The organism is Kitasatospora sp. NPDC056184, from assembly GCF_042268405.1.
Taxonomy (GTDB): Bacteria; Actinomycetota; Actinomycetes; order Streptomycetales; family Streptomycetaceae; genus Kitasatospora.
Genome location: NZ_JBHJUI010000005.1, coordinates 361806 through 376115, shown reverse-complemented (window position 1 = coordinate 376115; position 14310 = coordinate 361806). Strand labels below are relative to the sequence as shown.

Annotated in this window: 12 protein-coding genes; 7 read left to right on the top strand and 5 right to left on the bottom strand. The window is 74.8% G+C overall.

Annotation, left to right across the window (positions count from 1 at the left end; all coding sequences use genetic code 11):
• Positions 1-189 precede the first annotated feature (189 nt).
• The 3 genes from ACFC0B_RS13680 (at position 190) to ACFC0B_RS13670 (ending at position 4737) form a co-directional block, all read left to right on the top strand.
• On the top strand, positions 190-831 hold the full coding sequence (locus tag ACFC0B_RS13680) for a response regulator (protein ID WP_376085995.1): 642 nt from the start codon (positions 190-192) through the stop codon (positions 829-831).
• A gap of 114 nt (positions 832-945) precedes the next feature.
• The gene (locus ACFC0B_RS13675; protein WP_376085805.1) at positions 946-3180 is read left to right on the top strand and encodes an ATP-binding protein; all 2235 of its coding nucleotides are present in this window, start codon (positions 946-948) and stop codon (positions 3178-3180) included.
• Between the two features lie 219 nt (positions 3181-3399).
• On the top strand, positions 3400-4737 hold the full coding sequence (locus ACFC0B_RS13670) for a M28 family metallopeptidase (RefSeq protein ID WP_376085803.1): 1338 nt from the start codon (positions 3400-3402) through the stop codon (positions 4735-4737).
• 109 nt (positions 4738-4846) lie between these two features.
• Here the strand turns inward: ACFC0B_RS13670 and ACFC0B_RS13665 are convergent, their stop codons facing one another.
• Together ACFC0B_RS13665 and ACFC0B_RS13660 are read right to left on the bottom strand one after the other, a co-directional pair.
• Positions 4847-6547 (bottom strand): acyl-CoA dehydrogenase family protein, encoded by a 1701-nt coding sequence (locus tag ACFC0B_RS13665; RefSeq protein ID WP_376085800.1) that lies wholly within the window; start codon positions 6545-6547, stop codon positions 4847-4849.
• A gap of 57 nt (positions 6548-6604) precedes the next feature.
• Positions 6605-7183 (bottom strand): PadR family transcriptional regulator, encoded by a 579-nt coding sequence (locus ACFC0B_RS13660; RefSeq protein ID WP_376085799.1) that lies wholly within the window; start codon positions 7181-7183, stop codon positions 6605-6607.
• Positions 7184-7387: 204 nt separating this feature from the next.
• Between ACFC0B_RS13660 and ACFC0B_RS13655 the strand changes: the two genes are divergently transcribed.
• Positions 7388-7858 carry an SPW repeat protein gene (locus tag ACFC0B_RS13655; RefSeq protein WP_376085797.1) on the top strand — a complete coding sequence of 157 codons (471 nt, stop codon included), beginning with the start codon at positions 7388-7390 and terminating at the stop codon, positions 7856-7858.
• Positions 7859-7966: 108 nt separating this feature from the next.
• Here ACFC0B_RS13655 and ACFC0B_RS13650 read toward each other — a convergent pair whose 3' ends face one another.
• Together ACFC0B_RS13650 and ACFC0B_RS13645 are read right to left on the bottom strand one after the other, a co-directional pair.
• Positions 7967-9370 carry a class II fumarate hydratase gene (locus tag ACFC0B_RS13650; RefSeq protein ID WP_376085795.1) on the bottom strand — a complete coding sequence of 468 codons (1404 nt, stop codon included), beginning with the start codon at positions 9368-9370 and terminating at the stop codon, positions 7967-7969.
• A gap of 184 nt (positions 9371-9554) precedes the next feature.
• Positions 9555-10283 (bottom strand): carbon-nitrogen hydrolase family protein, encoded by a 729-nt coding sequence (locus tag ACFC0B_RS13645; protein WP_376085794.1) that lies wholly within the window; start codon positions 10281-10283, stop codon positions 9555-9557.
• A gap of 201 nt (positions 10284-10484) precedes the next feature.
• Between ACFC0B_RS13645 and ACFC0B_RS13640 the strand changes: the two genes are divergently transcribed.
• The gene (locus ACFC0B_RS13640; protein WP_376085792.1) at positions 10485-12389 is read left to right on the top strand and encodes a cholesterol oxidase substrate-binding domain-containing protein; all 1905 of its coding nucleotides are present in this window, start codon (positions 10485-10487) and stop codon (positions 12387-12389) included.
• A gap of 147 nt (positions 12390-12536) precedes the next feature.
• Here ACFC0B_RS13640 and ACFC0B_RS13635 read toward each other — a convergent pair whose 3' ends face one another.
• A complete protein-coding gene (locus tag ACFC0B_RS13635) occupies positions 12537-13115 on the bottom strand; it encodes an XRE family transcriptional regulator (RefSeq protein WP_355362881.1) in 579 nt (192 codons plus the stop codon).
• Between the two features lie 69 nt (positions 13116-13184).
• Here ACFC0B_RS13635 and ACFC0B_RS13630 point away from each other — a divergent pair, with 69 nt between their 5' ends.
• Positions 13185-14003 (top strand): AzlC family ABC transporter permease, encoded by an 819-nt coding sequence (locus ACFC0B_RS13630; RefSeq protein WP_376085791.1) that lies wholly within the window; start codon positions 13185-13187, stop codon positions 14001-14003.
• Positions 13994-14302 (top strand): AzlD domain-containing protein, encoded by a 309-nt coding sequence (locus tag ACFC0B_RS13625; protein WP_376085788.1) that lies wholly within the window; start codon positions 13994-13996, stop codon positions 14300-14302. Before ACFC0B_RS13630 ends, ACFC0B_RS13625 begins: the two co-directional genes overlap by 10 nt.
• Positions 14303-14310 lie beyond the last annotated feature (8 nt).

The following is a 14310-nucleotide window of genomic DNA, read 5'->3' as shown; positions in this document are numbered from 1 at the left end:
GCGCATGGGGCAGCGGTCATGTCCGCCCAGGCGCGCGGCACACCGAGCGGCGCGGCCCCCGCCGCCAGGCCTGTCACGGAAAGTCACACCTGCATCGCTGGTAGTGTCGGCCAGGTGGATGAAGAACAGCCAGCCGAGAGCCCGCGGGAACCGGAGGGCCGCCAGGACGAGGAGTCGCCGGCCGCGCCCGTGCGGGTCCTGATCGTCGACGACCACCCGCTGTTCCGGGAGGGCCTGAAGGCCGCCCTCGAAAGCGCCGAGGGCATCGCCGTCGTCGCCGAGGCCGAGCGCGTCGGGGACGTGCCGGAGGCGGTCGCCCGCCACCGCCCGGACGTCGTCGTGATGGACCTCTCGCTGCCGGACGGCTCCGGGCTGGAGGCCACCCGCCGGCTCTCCGCCGACCAGCCCGCCCCGCCGGTGCTGATGCTCACCATGGCGGACGACGACGGCAGCCTGCTCGCAGCCCTCCAGGCCGGCGCCCGCGGCTACCTGGTGAAGGGCGCGGGCCGCGAGGAGGTGCTGCACGCGGTGCGCACCGTCGCGGCCGGCGGCGCGGTGTTCGGCGCGGACGTCGCCGAGCGGATCACCACCCTGCTCGCCGGGGCCCGGGTGCGGGAGGCCGGCCAGCTCTTCCCGGCGCTCACCGCCCGCGAAGCGGAGGTGCTCGACCTGGTGGCCCGCGGACTGGACAACCGCCGGATCGCCCGCGAACTGGTGGTCGCGGAGAAGACGGTCCGCAACCACGTCACCCACATCTTCGAGAAGCTGCACGTCGCGACCCGCGCGGAGGCCGTCGCCCGGGCCCGGGACATGGGGCTCGGCGACGGCTGACCCGCGCCCGCCGCGGGCACCCCGCCGGTGCGGGCCGGCGCCGGGGCCGGGACCGGACCGCCGTCCCGCGCCGACGGGACGGCAGGACCCGCAGGATGCGGGGAGGAGGCCCTCATGAGCGAACCGGCCGCGACCCCGGCCACCACCACCCCGGCCCGGCACACCGCCGGACCGGCCACTCGGACCGCCCGCCCGCACGGTCCGGCGGGACCGCCCGCACCGTCGGCGTTCCCGCCGGCCCCGGCCGCGCCCCGGCGCACCGTCCTCGGCCCGGCGGCCTGGGCCTGCGCCGCGACCCTGCTCAGCGGGCTCGGCTGGGTCCTGCTCGCCGTCACCCACCCGGACGCGCCCTGGGCCTCCCCGTTCTATCTGCACGACGGCGAGACCGTCCTCCTCGGCTTCGCCTTCGCGCTCTCCGGGCTGCTCATCCTCGCCCACCGCGCCGCGCCCGCCCCCGACGGGACCGTCCCGGGCCCCGCCGCCGGACCGCCGGCCGGCCGCAGCCTCGGCCGCTGCCTGCTCGCCGCCGGGCTCCTCGGCTGCCTCTCCCGCTTCGCCCTCCTCGCCGCCGCGGTCGCCGGTGCCGGCCCCGCCGCGCAGGCCCTCGGCGCGGCGCTGCTGCTCGTCTCCGTCGCCCTGTTCATCTTCGTCTCCCTCGCGCTGCCGCTCTGGCTGCCCGAGGGCCGGCTGCCCGGCGGACCGGGCCGCGCCTACGTCGCGGCCATCGCCCTCTGGAGCGCCGTCCACGCGTGCACCGTCCGCCTGCGCAGCCCGCTGCCGTACCTCGGCGACATCCTGGTGCCGCCCGGGAGCGGGCTGCCGCTGGACGAGTGGCACGCCACCCTGGTCGCCTGGGGCCTGGTCGTCGCCAGCCTCGCCGTCGCCGCCGTCCGCTGGCGGCGCTCCGCCCGCCCGCACCGCAGCGTCACCGCCGTCCTGGTGCCCTACCTGGTCTGGCTGGTCACGACCAACATCGCGCTGCGGCTCGGCAGCTCGGAGAGCGTCGCGGCGGTCGCCTACTTCGCCGGCTCCGCGCTGTGGATGCTCGGCGCCGTCGGCTACGCCTTCACCCGCGACCGCTCCCGCTACCTCGACCGGGCGACCCGCCGGATGCTCAGCATCCTCGCCCTCACCGCCGTGCTGATCGCCGGCTACCTCGGCATCGCGCTGCTGCTGCGCCGCGCCCTGCCCGAGGCCAGCAGCGCGCCCGCGCAACTGCTCGCCGCCGGGGCGCTGGCCATCGGCGGACTGCTCGGACCCACCACCCGGTGGGTGGTGCGGGCCGTCGACCGCTTCTACTACGGGGACCGGGCCCGCCCCTACCAGGTGGTGCGGGCGCTCGCCGAACGGCTGAGCCGCGCCGTCAGCCCCGCCGACGCGCCGCCCCTGCTCTGCGACACCGTGGTCAACGCCCTCGGCCTGCCCGGCGCCAGGGTCGTCCTGCACACCCGCACCGGACCGCACGAAGCCGCCGCCGTCGGCACCCTCGGGCCCGCCAGCCAGGTGTTCCCGCTCAGCTACGAGGGCGCGGTGATCGGCGACCTGTACGCGCCGCCGCGCACCGGGCAGCCCGAACTGGACGCGCAGGACCACGAGGTGCTGCGCTTCCTCGCCGACCAGGCCGCGCCCGCGATCGCCTCGCTGCGCATGTACGAGGAACTGCAGCGCGGGCGGCGGAAGATCGTGCTCGCCCGCGAGGAGGAGCGCCGTCGCCTGCGGCACGACCTGCACGACGGCCTCGGGCCCACCCTCTCGGGCCTTCGGCTCGGCGTCGACACCGCGCGGGCCGCGGTGCCCGAGGGCTCCCCGGCGGCCCGCTCGCTGGTCGCGGTGTCGGCCGGGATCGGGCAGGCGATCGACGAACTGCGCCGGATCACCGAGGGGCTGGCGCCCGCCGCGCTGGCGGGGGAGGGGCTCGCGGTGGCGCTGCGGAGGCTCGTTGCCGAGCTGGACGGGCCGCGGGCGCGGATCTCGCTGGTGCTGGACCCGGACCCGCCGCCCGCGCTGCCGGCCGCCGTCGAGGTGGCGGCGCTGCGGATCAGCGGCGAGGCGCTGCACAACGTGCTGCGCCACTCGGGGGCGGGCCGGGCCCGGCTGACGCTGCGGGTGCGGCCGGAGGCGGTGGTGGTGGAGATCTGGGACGACGGCCGCGGCTTCCAGGCCGATCCGGCGGAGGGCTGGGACGGGAGCGGGACGGCGCGGCGAGCCGGTTCGGGCGTGGGACTGCGCTCGATGGCCGAGCGGGCCGAGGAACTCGGCGGCTGGTTCGCGACGGGCAACCACGACGGCGGCGCCGTCGTCCGGGCGGTGCTGCCCCGCACCCCCGAGCAGCCCACGGTCGACGACTGACAGCTGACGACTGACAGATAACAGATAACAGCTGACAGATTTCAGATTCTGTCAGCTGCCACCTGCCCGCAGCCCCTTGACGGACTCCCGGCTTCGCCCAATCATCATGGTCGCGTCAACTTTTCGGCGCGGCCGGCGGCCCCACACCCCCTCAACATCCCTCCGCCGCCCGTGAGGTGACGCGCTTCCGTTCTGCCCCACCGGATACCGGAGCCTCCATTGACCGAGCGCGCCCCGCGGCGATCCCGCCTGCGCCGATCCGCCCTGTCCGCCGCTGCCGCCGTCACCCTCGCGGCAGCCTTCCTCGCCCCCGCCGCCTCGGCGGCCCCCGCGCCTCCCGCCGCGCCGGCGGCCGTCGCCGCGCCCGACATTCCGGTCGCCAACGTCAAGGCGCACCTGGCCCAGCTCCAGTCCATAGCCACCGCCAACGGCGGCAACCGGGCCCACGGCCGCACCGGCTACAAGGCCTCGATCGACTACGTGAAGAGCAAGCTGGACGCGGCCGGCTACACCACCACGCTGAAGACCTTCAGCTACAACGGCTCGACCGGCTACAACCTCATCGCCGACTGGCCCGGCGGCGACACCTCGCACGTCGTGATGGCCGGCGCCCACCTCGACTCCGTGACCGGCGGGCCGGGCATCAACGACAACGGCTCCGGCTCGGCCGGCGTCCTGGAGACCGCGCTCGCCGTCTCGCGGGCCGGCCTCCAGCCCGGCAAGCACCTGCGGTTCGGCTGGTGGGGTGCCGAGGAGTACGGCATGATCGGCTCCCAGAACTACGTCAACAGCCTTGCGGCCGGCGAGCGTTCGAAGATCGACACCTACCTCAACTTCGACATGATCGGCTCGCCCAACCCCGGCTACTTCACCTACCGCTACGACAGCGCGCTCGACGCCCTGTTCCGCGACTACTTCGCCGGCCTCGGCATCAGCACCGAGCAGGACTTCGAGGGCGACGGCCGCTCCGACCACGCCCCGTTCCAGAACGCCGGGATCCGGGTCGGCGGCCTGTTCAGCGGCGCCGACTACACCAAGACCAGCGCCCAGGCGGCGAAGTGGGGCGGAACGGCGGGCCAGCCGTTCGACCGCTGCTACCACTCCTCCTGCGACACCAGCGCCAACATCAACGACACCGCGCTGGACCGGATGAGCGACGCCATCGCGTACGCCGTCTGGACCCTCGCCGCCGGCTCCACCACCCCGCCCACCGGCACCGTCTTCGAGAACACCGCCGACGTCCAGATCCCCGACTACGGCTCGGCCGTGACCTCCGACGTCGCCGTCACCGGCCGCACCGGCAACGCCCCGGCGGCGCTCCAGGTCGGCGTGGACATCAAGCACACCTATCGCGGCGACCTCGTCATCGACCTGGTCGCGCCGAACGGCACCGCCTTCCGCCTCAAGTCCTCCAGCAGCGACTCCGGGGCGAACGTGCAGACCACGTACACCGTGAACGCCTCGGCCGTGCCGGCCAACGGCACCTGGAAGCTCAAGGTCCAGGACGTGGGCCCGCAGGACACCGGCTACATCGACAGCTGGAAGCTCACCTTCTGACGCTCCACCGGCGAGACGCCGGAAGCCGGAAGGCGGAGGCGAGAAGCAACAAGCAAGAAGCGCCCCCCGGGGGTGCCGGCCTGCCGACCGGCACCCCCGGAGGTCCCGCCTACGGGGCCATCTCGTACGCGCCCGAGAGCGCCTCGACCATGCCCCACACCTTCGCCGCCCGCGCCGCGTCCGCGACCGGGCGGCGCACGTGCGCCAGCGCCCACGCGGCCTGGGCCTCGCTGGCGGACGCCTTGCCGTGCAGCTCGGTGGCGTGCGCGGAGAAGTCCCGCACCAGCGCGTCGAAGACCTGGTCCAGCAGGTCCGCGTCCAGCCCGGTGAGCGCCGCCTGCTCCAGGACCAGCTGGCCGTAGACGATCAGCGCGAACAGCTGGCCGATCTCCAGCAGGAAGTCCAGGTCCGCCTGCTGCTCGGCGCTCGGCGCGTGGCTGAGCAGCAACTCGCAGAAGCCGTCGGCCTGTTCGCGGAACCGGGCGACGTTCGGCAGGTGCCCGTGCGCATCGTAGGCGGCCCGCCAGTCGTGGAAGCGGATCGCGCCGAGGCCGCGGGCCGGGCCCTGCCGGAACAGGAACGCGTCGTCGGCGGCGTCCTGCCGGGTCGGCACCGGGGCGTACTCGGCCGGGTCGAACAGGTAGTTGGCCATGAACTTGAGGATCAGCGCCAGGTTGACGTGGACGGTGCCCTCCAGCTTCGGCAGGCCGCGGATGTCCTTGGCGGCCTTGTCGAAGTAGGTGTCCGCCTCGAAGCCCTTGGCCGCGATGACGTCCCACATCAGGTCGATGACCTTCTCGCCCTCGGTGGTGACCTTCATCTTGGTCATCGGGTTGAAGAGCAGGTAGCGGCGGTCCTCGGGGAAGGCGGTGCGGAAGTAGTCCACCGAGCGGGCGGAGAACAGCTTCATCGCCACCAGCCGCGCGTAGGCGTCGGTCAACTCCCGGCGCACGTGCGGGAAGTCGGTGACCTTCTTGCCGTACAGCACCCGGTTGTGGGCGTGCGTGACGGCCTCGTACATCGCGTGCTCGCAGATGCCGACGGAGGCCGTGCACAGGTTGAACTTGCCGACGTTGACGGTGTTCAGGGCGGCGTCGAAGGCGGCCTTGCCGGTGTGCAGCACGTCCTCGGCGCGGACCGGGTAATCCTCCAGCCGGAACTCGCTGACGTACATCTGGGCGTTCACCACGTTCTTCACCAGGTGGTATGCCTCGTGGCGGCTGTCGGCGGCGAAGAAGACGTAGCCCTCCGGCCCCTCGACGTCCGAGCGGCGGCCGAACACCGAGACCAGGCCGGCGACGTTGCCGTTGCCGATGTAGTACTTGGAGCCGGTGGCGGTGAAGCCGCCCTCGCCGTCCGGGGTGAGGATCAGGTCGGTCGAGTAGATGTCGGCGCCGTGGCCGCGCTCGGAGAGGCCGAACGCCATCACGTGACCCTCCGTCAGGAGGCGGGCGGCGCGTGCCCGGACGGCCTCGTTCTCGCTCTGCCACACCGGTCCCAGGCCCAGGATGGTGACCTGCCAGGTGTACCAGTAGCCGAGGCCGTAGAAGCCGAGGATCTCGTTCAGTTCGGCGATCCGGGACGTGTCCCAGCGCTTGGCCGGGTCGGCCGAGGAGGGCGTCAGGAACTCGGCGAACAGGCCTTCCTTCGCGGCGAATTCGAGGAAGTCGGCGTACCAGGCGCGGTCGATGTAGGTGTCGATCAGCGCCTTCTTGCCGCGCGATTCGAACCAGTCCACGGTCGCGCGCAGCAGCCGGCGGGTCGGCTCGTCGTACTGCGCGGGGTCGTAGGTGCGCGGGTTGAAGAGCATCGCGGGCTCCCGGGGGGTCGAGGGTGAGGGTGGGAAGTCGAGGCTGAGGGAAGGGGGTCAGCGGTCGGCGCCGGGAGCGGCCCGGCCGTCGGCGAGTTCGCGCAGGGTGGCGAGCACGTCGTCGAGCCAGGCGAGCGTCATCCGCTCGTACTCGATGCCGCCGCGCAGCACCACGTGCTGGAGCCGCTCCCGGGCGTCCAGCGCGCCCGGCGCCGCGGCGGCCGGGAAGTCGCGCCGCTCGCCGTGCAGGTAGCGGGCGAGCAGGGCGGCGTGGCCCTCCCGGTGGCGCTCGACCTCGGGGATCAGCGCGGCCGGGTCGTCGAAGGCGGCCGCCCGGATCCGGACGGCCAACTCGTGGCGGACGGTCTCCGGTTCGACGGGCTCGCGCAGCCAGGCGGCGAGCGCCTCGCGCCCGGGCGGCGCCGCCGAGTACACCTTCTTGTCCGGTCGGCCGTCCTGGGCGACCTCCTCGGCGCGGACCCAGCCGTCCGCCTCCATCCGCCGCAGGACCCGGTAGATCTGCTGGTGGGTGGCGGTCCAGAAGCGGCCGATGGACCGGTCGAAGCGCCGGGCCAGTTCGTAGCCGGAGCCGGGCCGTTCCAGCAGCGAGACGAGGATCGCGTGCTCCAGTGCCATGACCGGCATCCTGCTATGCAACGAGTTGCATAGGCAAGGGCGGCAGGCGGCGGTGAGACGGAGGTCACCCGCCCCGTGACCGCTGGGTGCCGGAGTGGGTGCGGAAGAGTAGCCGTCCGGAAGAAAAGGTGCAAAACGGGCGAACGGCGCCAGAATGGTACTGGGCTAGAGCCCTCCATGTTCGAAACCTAGGAGGTGGTATCGGTGTCGACCCAAGCGCCGATGGGCATGGAGCACCATCCGGACATCGTTGAACTCCGGGAGCACTACGAGCGGGTCACGCTGACCCCGCGGGCCCAGGCCGTCGAGGCCCTGGCCGTTCTGGCCGGTCTGTTCCTGGCGGCCTCGCCGTGGATCGTCGGCTTCACCGCGTTCAGTACGCTGACCGTCACCTGCCTGATCGTCGGCATCGCCTACTGCGTGCTGATGGCCGGCTACGGCTCGGCGTACGAGCGCACCCACGCACGGGCCTGGGCGGCCACCCTGCTCGGCGCGTGGACGATGATCTCCCCGTGGGTCGTCTCGGGCGAGGTCGACCGGGGCAAGAACATCGTCACCTGCCTGATCGCGGGTGCCGTGATGTTCCTGCTGGGACTGGCCGCCATCTCGATGGCCACGATGACGTCGAACGGAGCGGCGATGCGGCGCGGCCGGGCCGGCCGGGCCAGGGGCTGACGGTCACCGGAAGCCCGACACCCGGGGCGCGGAGGGCGGCAGCGCCGCTCCGCGCCCCGGGTGCGCGTGAGGCGCCGCCGGACGCGGGCCGGCCGGCGGCGGCTACGGCTACGGCCGGGTCATCCGCAGCACGTCCAGCGCCTCGTCCAGCTGCTCCACGGTGAGCCGACCCTGCTCGACGTACCCGCGCTCCAGCACCACCTGACGGATGGTCCTGCGCTCGGCGAGCGCCTGCTTGGCGACCTTGGCCGCCTCCTCGTAGCCGATGTACCGGTTCAGCGGCGTCACCACCGAGGGCGAGGACTCCGCGTACTCCCGGGCCCGCTCGGCGTTGGCCGTGATGCCGTCCACCGCGCGGTCGGCCAGCAGCCGGGCGCTGTTGGCGAGCAGCCGTACCGACTCCAGGACGTTGCGGGCGATCACCGGCAGCATCACGTTGAGCTCGAAGTTGCCGCTCGCCCCGGCGACCGTGACGGTGGCGTCGTTGCCGATCACCTGGGCCGCGACCATCAGCACCACCTCGGGCAGCACCGGGTTCACCTTGCCCGGCATGATCGAGGAGCCGGGCTGGAGGTCCGGCAGGTTGAGCTCGCCGAGGCCGGTGCGGGGGCCCGAGCCCATCCACCGCAGGTCGTTCGCGATCTTGGTGAAGCCGACGGCGACGGTCCGCAGCTGGCCGCTCAGCTCGACCAGGCCGTCCCGCGCGCCCTGCGCCTCGAAGTGGTCCCGGGCCTCGGTCAGCGGCAGGTCCGTGGCGCGCGCGACCTCCTCGATCACCGCCGCCGCGAACCCGGGCGGGGTGTTGATGCCGGTGCCGACGGCGGTGCCGCCGAGGGGCAGTTCGGCGACCCGGGGGAGGGTGGCCAGCAGCCGCTCCCGCCCGTGCCGGACCTGCGCCGCGTAGCCGCCGAACTCCTGGCCGAGGGTGACCGGCGTGGCGTCCATCAGGTGCGTGCGGCCCGCCTTGACGACGTCCGCGAACTCCGCCGCCTTGCGCTCCAGCGCCTCCGCCAGGTGCTCCAGCGCCGGGATCAGCTCCTGGCTGACGGCGGCGGTGGCGGCGATGTGGATCGAGGACGGGAAGACGTCGTTGGACGACTGGCTGGCGTTGACGTGGTCGTTGGGGTGGACCGGCCGGCCGAGGCGCTCGCCGGCCAGGGTGGCGATCACCTCGTTGGTGTTCATGTTGGAGGAGGTGCCCGAGCCGGTCTGGAAGACGTCCACCGGGAACTCGGCGTCCCAGCGGCCCGCCGCCACCTCCTCGGCGGCGGAGGCGATCGCGGCGGCGGTCTCCTCGTCGAGCACGCCGAGCCGGGCGTTGACCCGCGCGGCGGCGGCCTTGATCCGGGCCAGCGCGGCGATGTGCGCCCGCTCCAGGCGCTGGCCGGAGACCGGGAAGTTCTCCACCGCCCGCTGGGTCTGCGCCTGCCACTTCGCCCCGGCGGGCACCCGGACCTCGCCCATCGAGTCGTGCTCGATCCGGTAGTCGCCGGTCATCTGCTCGTCACCCATCGCGCGCTGCACCTCCTGAACGGTCCCGGCCGGGGCGGGGCCCTTCGGGCCCGGGATCCCCGCCCCGACCGGGTACGGCTTCCGCACACCACAGCCGCGCGCGGGCCCCGGGTATTTCCGGCCGGGGGGAGCGGCCCGCGCGCGGGCACCGGAACGGCGCTCGCGGCGGTCCCCGCGCCCCCGGCTACCCCAGCACCGCGGTCACGACCTCGTCCGGCGCCGTGCCCGCCCTGGCGGCCTCGGTGCCGTCCGGCGCCCAGACGCCCGAGCCGCCCGAGGTCGCGGCGAACTCGCCGCTCGCCCCGGCGGCGGTGGCCAGCACGACCCAGACGCCGTTGTCCGCCGCGCGCGCCGGGTACCGGGCCTCCTTGGTGGCCAGCGACTCGGCGCCCGCCCCGTACAGCGTCGAGGCGACGTAGGCGTCGGCGCCGAGCGCGACCAGCCGCTTCGCGTGCTCCGGGTCGGCGGCGTCCGCGCAGATCGCCAGGCCCAGCCGCCAGCCGTCCAGCTCCAGGACGGAGGGCCGGTCGGCGGCGGCGAAGCGCTCGACCTCCCTGCCGTAGAGGTTGGTCTTGCGGCAGACCACCGAGGCGCCGGCGCCGGTGACGGCGAGCGTGGCGATGTACTCGCGGCCGTCCGCCCCGGCGACCGGCGCGCCGACCAGGGCCGTGGCACCGGTCTCCGCGCAGGCCGCGACGAGCGGTGCGAGGCGCTCGTCGGACGGGTCGACGGCGGGCGCGGCCAGGTCGTAGCCGGTGAGCGAGAGTTCCGGGAACACCACCAGGCGCACCGCCCCGGCCGCCCGGACGGCGGCGGCGTGCCGGTCGACGTTGGCCGCGACGGTCCCGGGCCGCCCCGACGGGTGGCAGGCGGGCTGGGCGACGGCGACGGCCAGGGGAGTGGGCGCGGACACGGTGGGGCCTCCGGAGGTGAAGAGGGCCGGCGATGGAGCACGGCGATGGAGCACGGCGATCACGATCAACCTATGAGCGCACCGGGAAATCCGGCAAGGTTCATTCCTTCGAGTGAAGATCGCGGGCGCCGCCGCAGCACCCGGCCGACCGCTTCGTACATTCACCCGGATCGGGGAGACCACGGACAGCAGGGGCGGGGCATGACCACGGAACACCACCACCGGCACGAGCACGAGCACGAGCGCGACCACGACCAGGAGCACGGCGGCCACGACCGCGGCGAGGCGCACCGGGGCCTCAGCCGGCGCCGCCTGCTCGGCGCCTCCGCCGTGCTCGGCGCCGGCGCCTGGCTGCTGCGCGGCACCGTCGGCCCGGACAGCGCCCTCGCCGACGACGCCCCCGTCCCGCCCGGACTCCCGGCCGGCACCGAGCTGTTCCGGCGCGTCTACCAGAACTGGTCCGGCGAGGTCCGCACCGACCGGCTGTGGACCTGCGCCCCGCGCACCCCCGAGGAGGTCCCCGCGCTCGCCGACTGGGCCCGCGCCCACGGCTGGCGCCTGCGCGCCCAGGGCCACCGGCACACCTGGGCACCGCTCACCGTCGCCGACGGCACCCCGGAGGCGGCCCGCGTGCTGCTGCTCGACACCACCCGCCACCTCACCGCGCTCACCGCCGACTCGCCCACCACCGTCCGCGCCCAGAGCGGCGCCACCATGGAGGCCCTGCTCGCCCACCTCGCCGAGCGCGGCCTCGGCCTCACCGCCGTCCCCGCCCCCGGCGAACTCACCGTCGGCGGCGTGCTCGCGATCGGCGGCCACGGCACCGCCGTCCCCGCCGCCGGCGAGACCCGCCCCGACGGGCACGGCTACGGCTCCGTCAGCAACCAGGTCACCCGGCTGACCGCCGTGGTCCTCGACCCGGCCACCGACCGCTACACGCTGCGGACCTTCGACCGCTCCGAGGCCGACAGCGCCGCCTTCCTGGTCCACCTCGGCCGCGCGTTCGTCACCGAGGTGGTGCTCCGGGCCGGCGCCGACCGGCCGCTGCGCTGCGTCAGCCGGCTGGACATCCCGGCCGCCGAACTCTTCGCCCGCCCCGGCGCGCTGCCGGCGTCGACCCCCTCCCGCCCGCGCACCCTCGCCGACTTCGTCGAACGCGACGGCCGCGTCGAGGCGATCTGGTTCGCCTACACCGAGCGGCCCTGGCTGAAGACCTGGAGCGTCGCCCCGAACCGCCCCTTCGCCGCCCGCGCCGTCGACGGGCCCTACAACTACCCCTTCTCCGACTCCGTCCCCGAGCCGATCGCCCGGCTGGCCGGCGACCTCGTCGCCGGCACCTGGGCCTCGGCCCCGCTCTTCGGCCAACTCCAGTACCTCGTCGCCAAGATCGGCCTCACCGGGGACATCACCGACGTCCTCCTCTCCGGCGGGCTGATCCGCGACCTGCTCACCGGCGAGGTGCTCACCCACCTGCTCGCCGGCGGCCTGCGCTCCGACCTCTGGGGTCCCTCGCGGACCCTGCTCCAGTACGTGCGCCCCACCACCCTGCGGGTCACCGCCAACGGCTACGCGGTCCTCGCCCGGCGCGCCGACCTGCAGTGGGTGGTGGCCGAGTTCGCCGACCGCTACCGGGCGCTGCTCGACGCCTACCGGGACCGCGGCGAGTTCCCGGTGAACGGCGCGGTGGAGATCCGGGTCACCGGCGTGGACGACCCGGCCTGGTCCGGGGTGCCCGGCGCCCGGCCGCCGCTGCTCTCCGCGCTGCGTCCGCGCCCCGACCGCCCCGAGTGGGACACCGCCGTCTGGCTCGACGTGCTCGGCTTCCCCGGCACGCCCGGACTGAACCGCTTCGCCCGCGACCTCGAACAGGCCCTGCTGCGCTCCTTCGACGGCACCCGGGCGGGCCTGCGCGTCGAGTGGTCCAAGGGTTGGGCCTACACCGAGGACGCCGCGTGGGCCGACCCGGACATGCTGGACCGGGTGATCCCGGCCGGCCACCGCGAGGGCGGCGGACCGGGCTGGGACGAGGCCGTCACCACCCTGGACCGCCACGATCCGCACCGGGTCTTCGGCAACCCGTTCCTGGACCGGCTCCTGAAGCTCTGATCAGGCGGTGCCGGGAAGCGGGGCCCGCGACCGGGCCGCCGCGCCACCGGCGGCGGCCGGCGAGGGGTCGCCGCCGGTGGCGCGGACTCGTCGCGCCGGTCGTGCCGGCCGTACCAGTTGTGCCGGTCATGTCGGTCGTGCCGGGGGTCAGACGTGCTCCATCACGATCACCGCGAGGGTGCCCGGCGCCAGGGCCCGGAACACGTGGGGGGCGTCGCCGGGGTAGCTGACGTAGTCGCCCGGGCCCAGTTCGACGGGCGCCTGCGTCGGCCCGGCCAGCGCCCGGCCGGCGCCCAGCAGCACGTGCTCGACGGTGCCCGGCATGTGCGGGTCGGAGGCCCGGGTCTCGCCCGGCTCGGCGTCGATCCGGTAGATGTCGCGGCGGGCGCCGGGCGGGCAGGAGGCGAGCAGGGTCGCGGCGTAGTCGGCCCGCTCGGAGTGGGTGACCGGGCCCTCGCCGGCCCGCACCACCCGGACCACCGGGCGCGGCGGGTCGACCAGTCGGCTGAACGGCACGTCCAGCGCGACGCCGAGCGCCCAGAGCGTCTCGACGCTCGGGTTACCGGCGCCCGACTCCAGTTGCGAGAGCGTCGATTTGGCGATCCCCGCCCGGCGGGCCAGCTCGGCCATCGACAGCCCGGCGCGTTCGCGCTCGCGCCGGATCGAGGCCGCGATCAGCTCGATCAGCTCGCTCCCGGCGGGCCCGCCGCCGCTGTTTCCACTCATCCGCGTTCGCTCCACACGTCCAGGCGTTCGGCTTGACGAACGACCCCTGTTGCGTTCACTCTACTGGACATGCGTTCGCTCCTCCGAACCCTCGAACGTGCCACCCTCCGGGACATCGCCCTGGTCTGCCTCGCGGACGCCCTGGTCGGCGCCTCGTTCGGGGCGATCTCCGTCTCCGGCGGCCTCCCGCTCTGGGTGCCCGTCGCCATGTCCCTGCTGGTCTTCGCCGGGGGCTCGCAGTTCGCCGCCGTCGGCGTCGTGCTCTCCGGCGGCGGCGCGCTCGCCGCCGTCGTCACCGGCCTGGTCCTCAACGCCCGCCTGCTCCCCTTCGGCTTCACCGTCGCCGACGCGCTCGACGGCCCCCGGTGGCGCCGGCTGCTCGGCGCCCAGCTGCTGACCGACGAGTCCGCCGCGTTCACCCTGCTGGAGTCCGACCCGCGACGGCGCCGGGCGGCGTACTGGGTCTGCGGCTTCGCGCTGTTCGCCGTCTGGAACGCCGCCGTCGTGGTCGGAGCGGCGGCCGGCGGGCTGATCGGCGACACGGACGCCCTGGGGTTGGACGCCGCGTTCCCCGCCGTGCTGCTCGCCCTCGTCCTGCCCGCGCTCGGCGACCGCCGCACCCGCACCGCCGCCCTGGTCGGCGCCGCCGTCGCCGTGGCCGCCACCCCGTACGTCCCGGCGGGCCTGCCGGTCCTGCTCGCGCTCGTCGGACTGCTGTTCGCCGGCCGTCCGGCAGCCCCGGAGCAGGCCCCGGAGCAGGCTCCGAAGCAGACCCCGGAGCAGGCCCCCGAGGCGGTTCCGGCGGCGTCCGGGGCCGCCACCGGCGCGGGGAACGCCCCCGGGTCGCAGTCCGTGCCGCTCACCGAGGAGGTCCGCCGATGCCCCTGACCGCCATCCTGCTGCTGGCTGCCGGCACCTACGCGTTCCGGCTCGCCGGCCCGCTGCTCGGTGACCGGCTCACCGTCTCCGAGCGCCTGCGTCACCTGCTCGCGGTCGCCGCCGCCGTGCTGCTGGTCGCCCTGGTGGCCACCGGCGCGCTGACCCAGGGCCACGGCTTCGCCGGATGGGCCCGGCCGGCCGGCGTGCTGGTCGCCGGGGTCCTCGCGCTGCGCCGCGCGCCGTTCCCGCTGGTGGTCGTCGCGGCCGCCGCGACCACGGCGGTCCTGCGCCTCTGCGGCGTCGCCTGACCGCGCGC

Excerpts from the sequence above, each read along its gene's own strand:
- ACFC0B_RS13640 (WP_376085792.1), top strand. The coding sequence starts at position 10,485 with ATGACCACGGAACACCACCACCGGCACGAGCACGAGCACGAGCGCGAC.
- ACFC0B_RS13660 (WP_376085799.1), bottom strand. The coding sequence starts at position 7,183 with ATGGCACTGGAGCACGCGATCCTCGTCTCGCTGCTGGAACGGCCCGGC.
- ACFC0B_RS13635 (WP_355362881.1), bottom strand. The coding sequence starts at position 13,115 with ATGAGTGGAAACAGCGGCGGCGGGCCCGCCGGGAGCGAGCTGATCGAG.
- ACFC0B_RS13675 (WP_376085805.1), top strand. The coding sequence starts at position 946 with ATGAGCGAACCGGCCGCGACCCCGGCCACCACCACCCCGGCCCGGCAC.
- ACFC0B_RS13650 (WP_376085795.1), bottom strand. The coding sequence starts at position 9,370 with ATGGGTGACGAGCAGATGACCGGCGACTACCGGATCGAGCACGACTCG.
- ACFC0B_RS13665 (WP_376085800.1), bottom strand. The coding sequence starts at position 6,547 with ATGCTCTTCAACCCGCGCACCTACGACCCCGCGCAGTACGACGAGCCG.
- ACFC0B_RS13630 (WP_376085791.1), top strand. The coding sequence starts at position 13,185 with ATGCGTTCGCTCCTCCGAACCCTCGAACGTGCCACCCTCCGGGACATC.
- ACFC0B_RS13625 (WP_376085788.1), top strand. The coding sequence starts at position 13,994 with ATGCCCCTGACCGCCATCCTGCTGCTGGCTGCCGGCACCTACGCGTTC.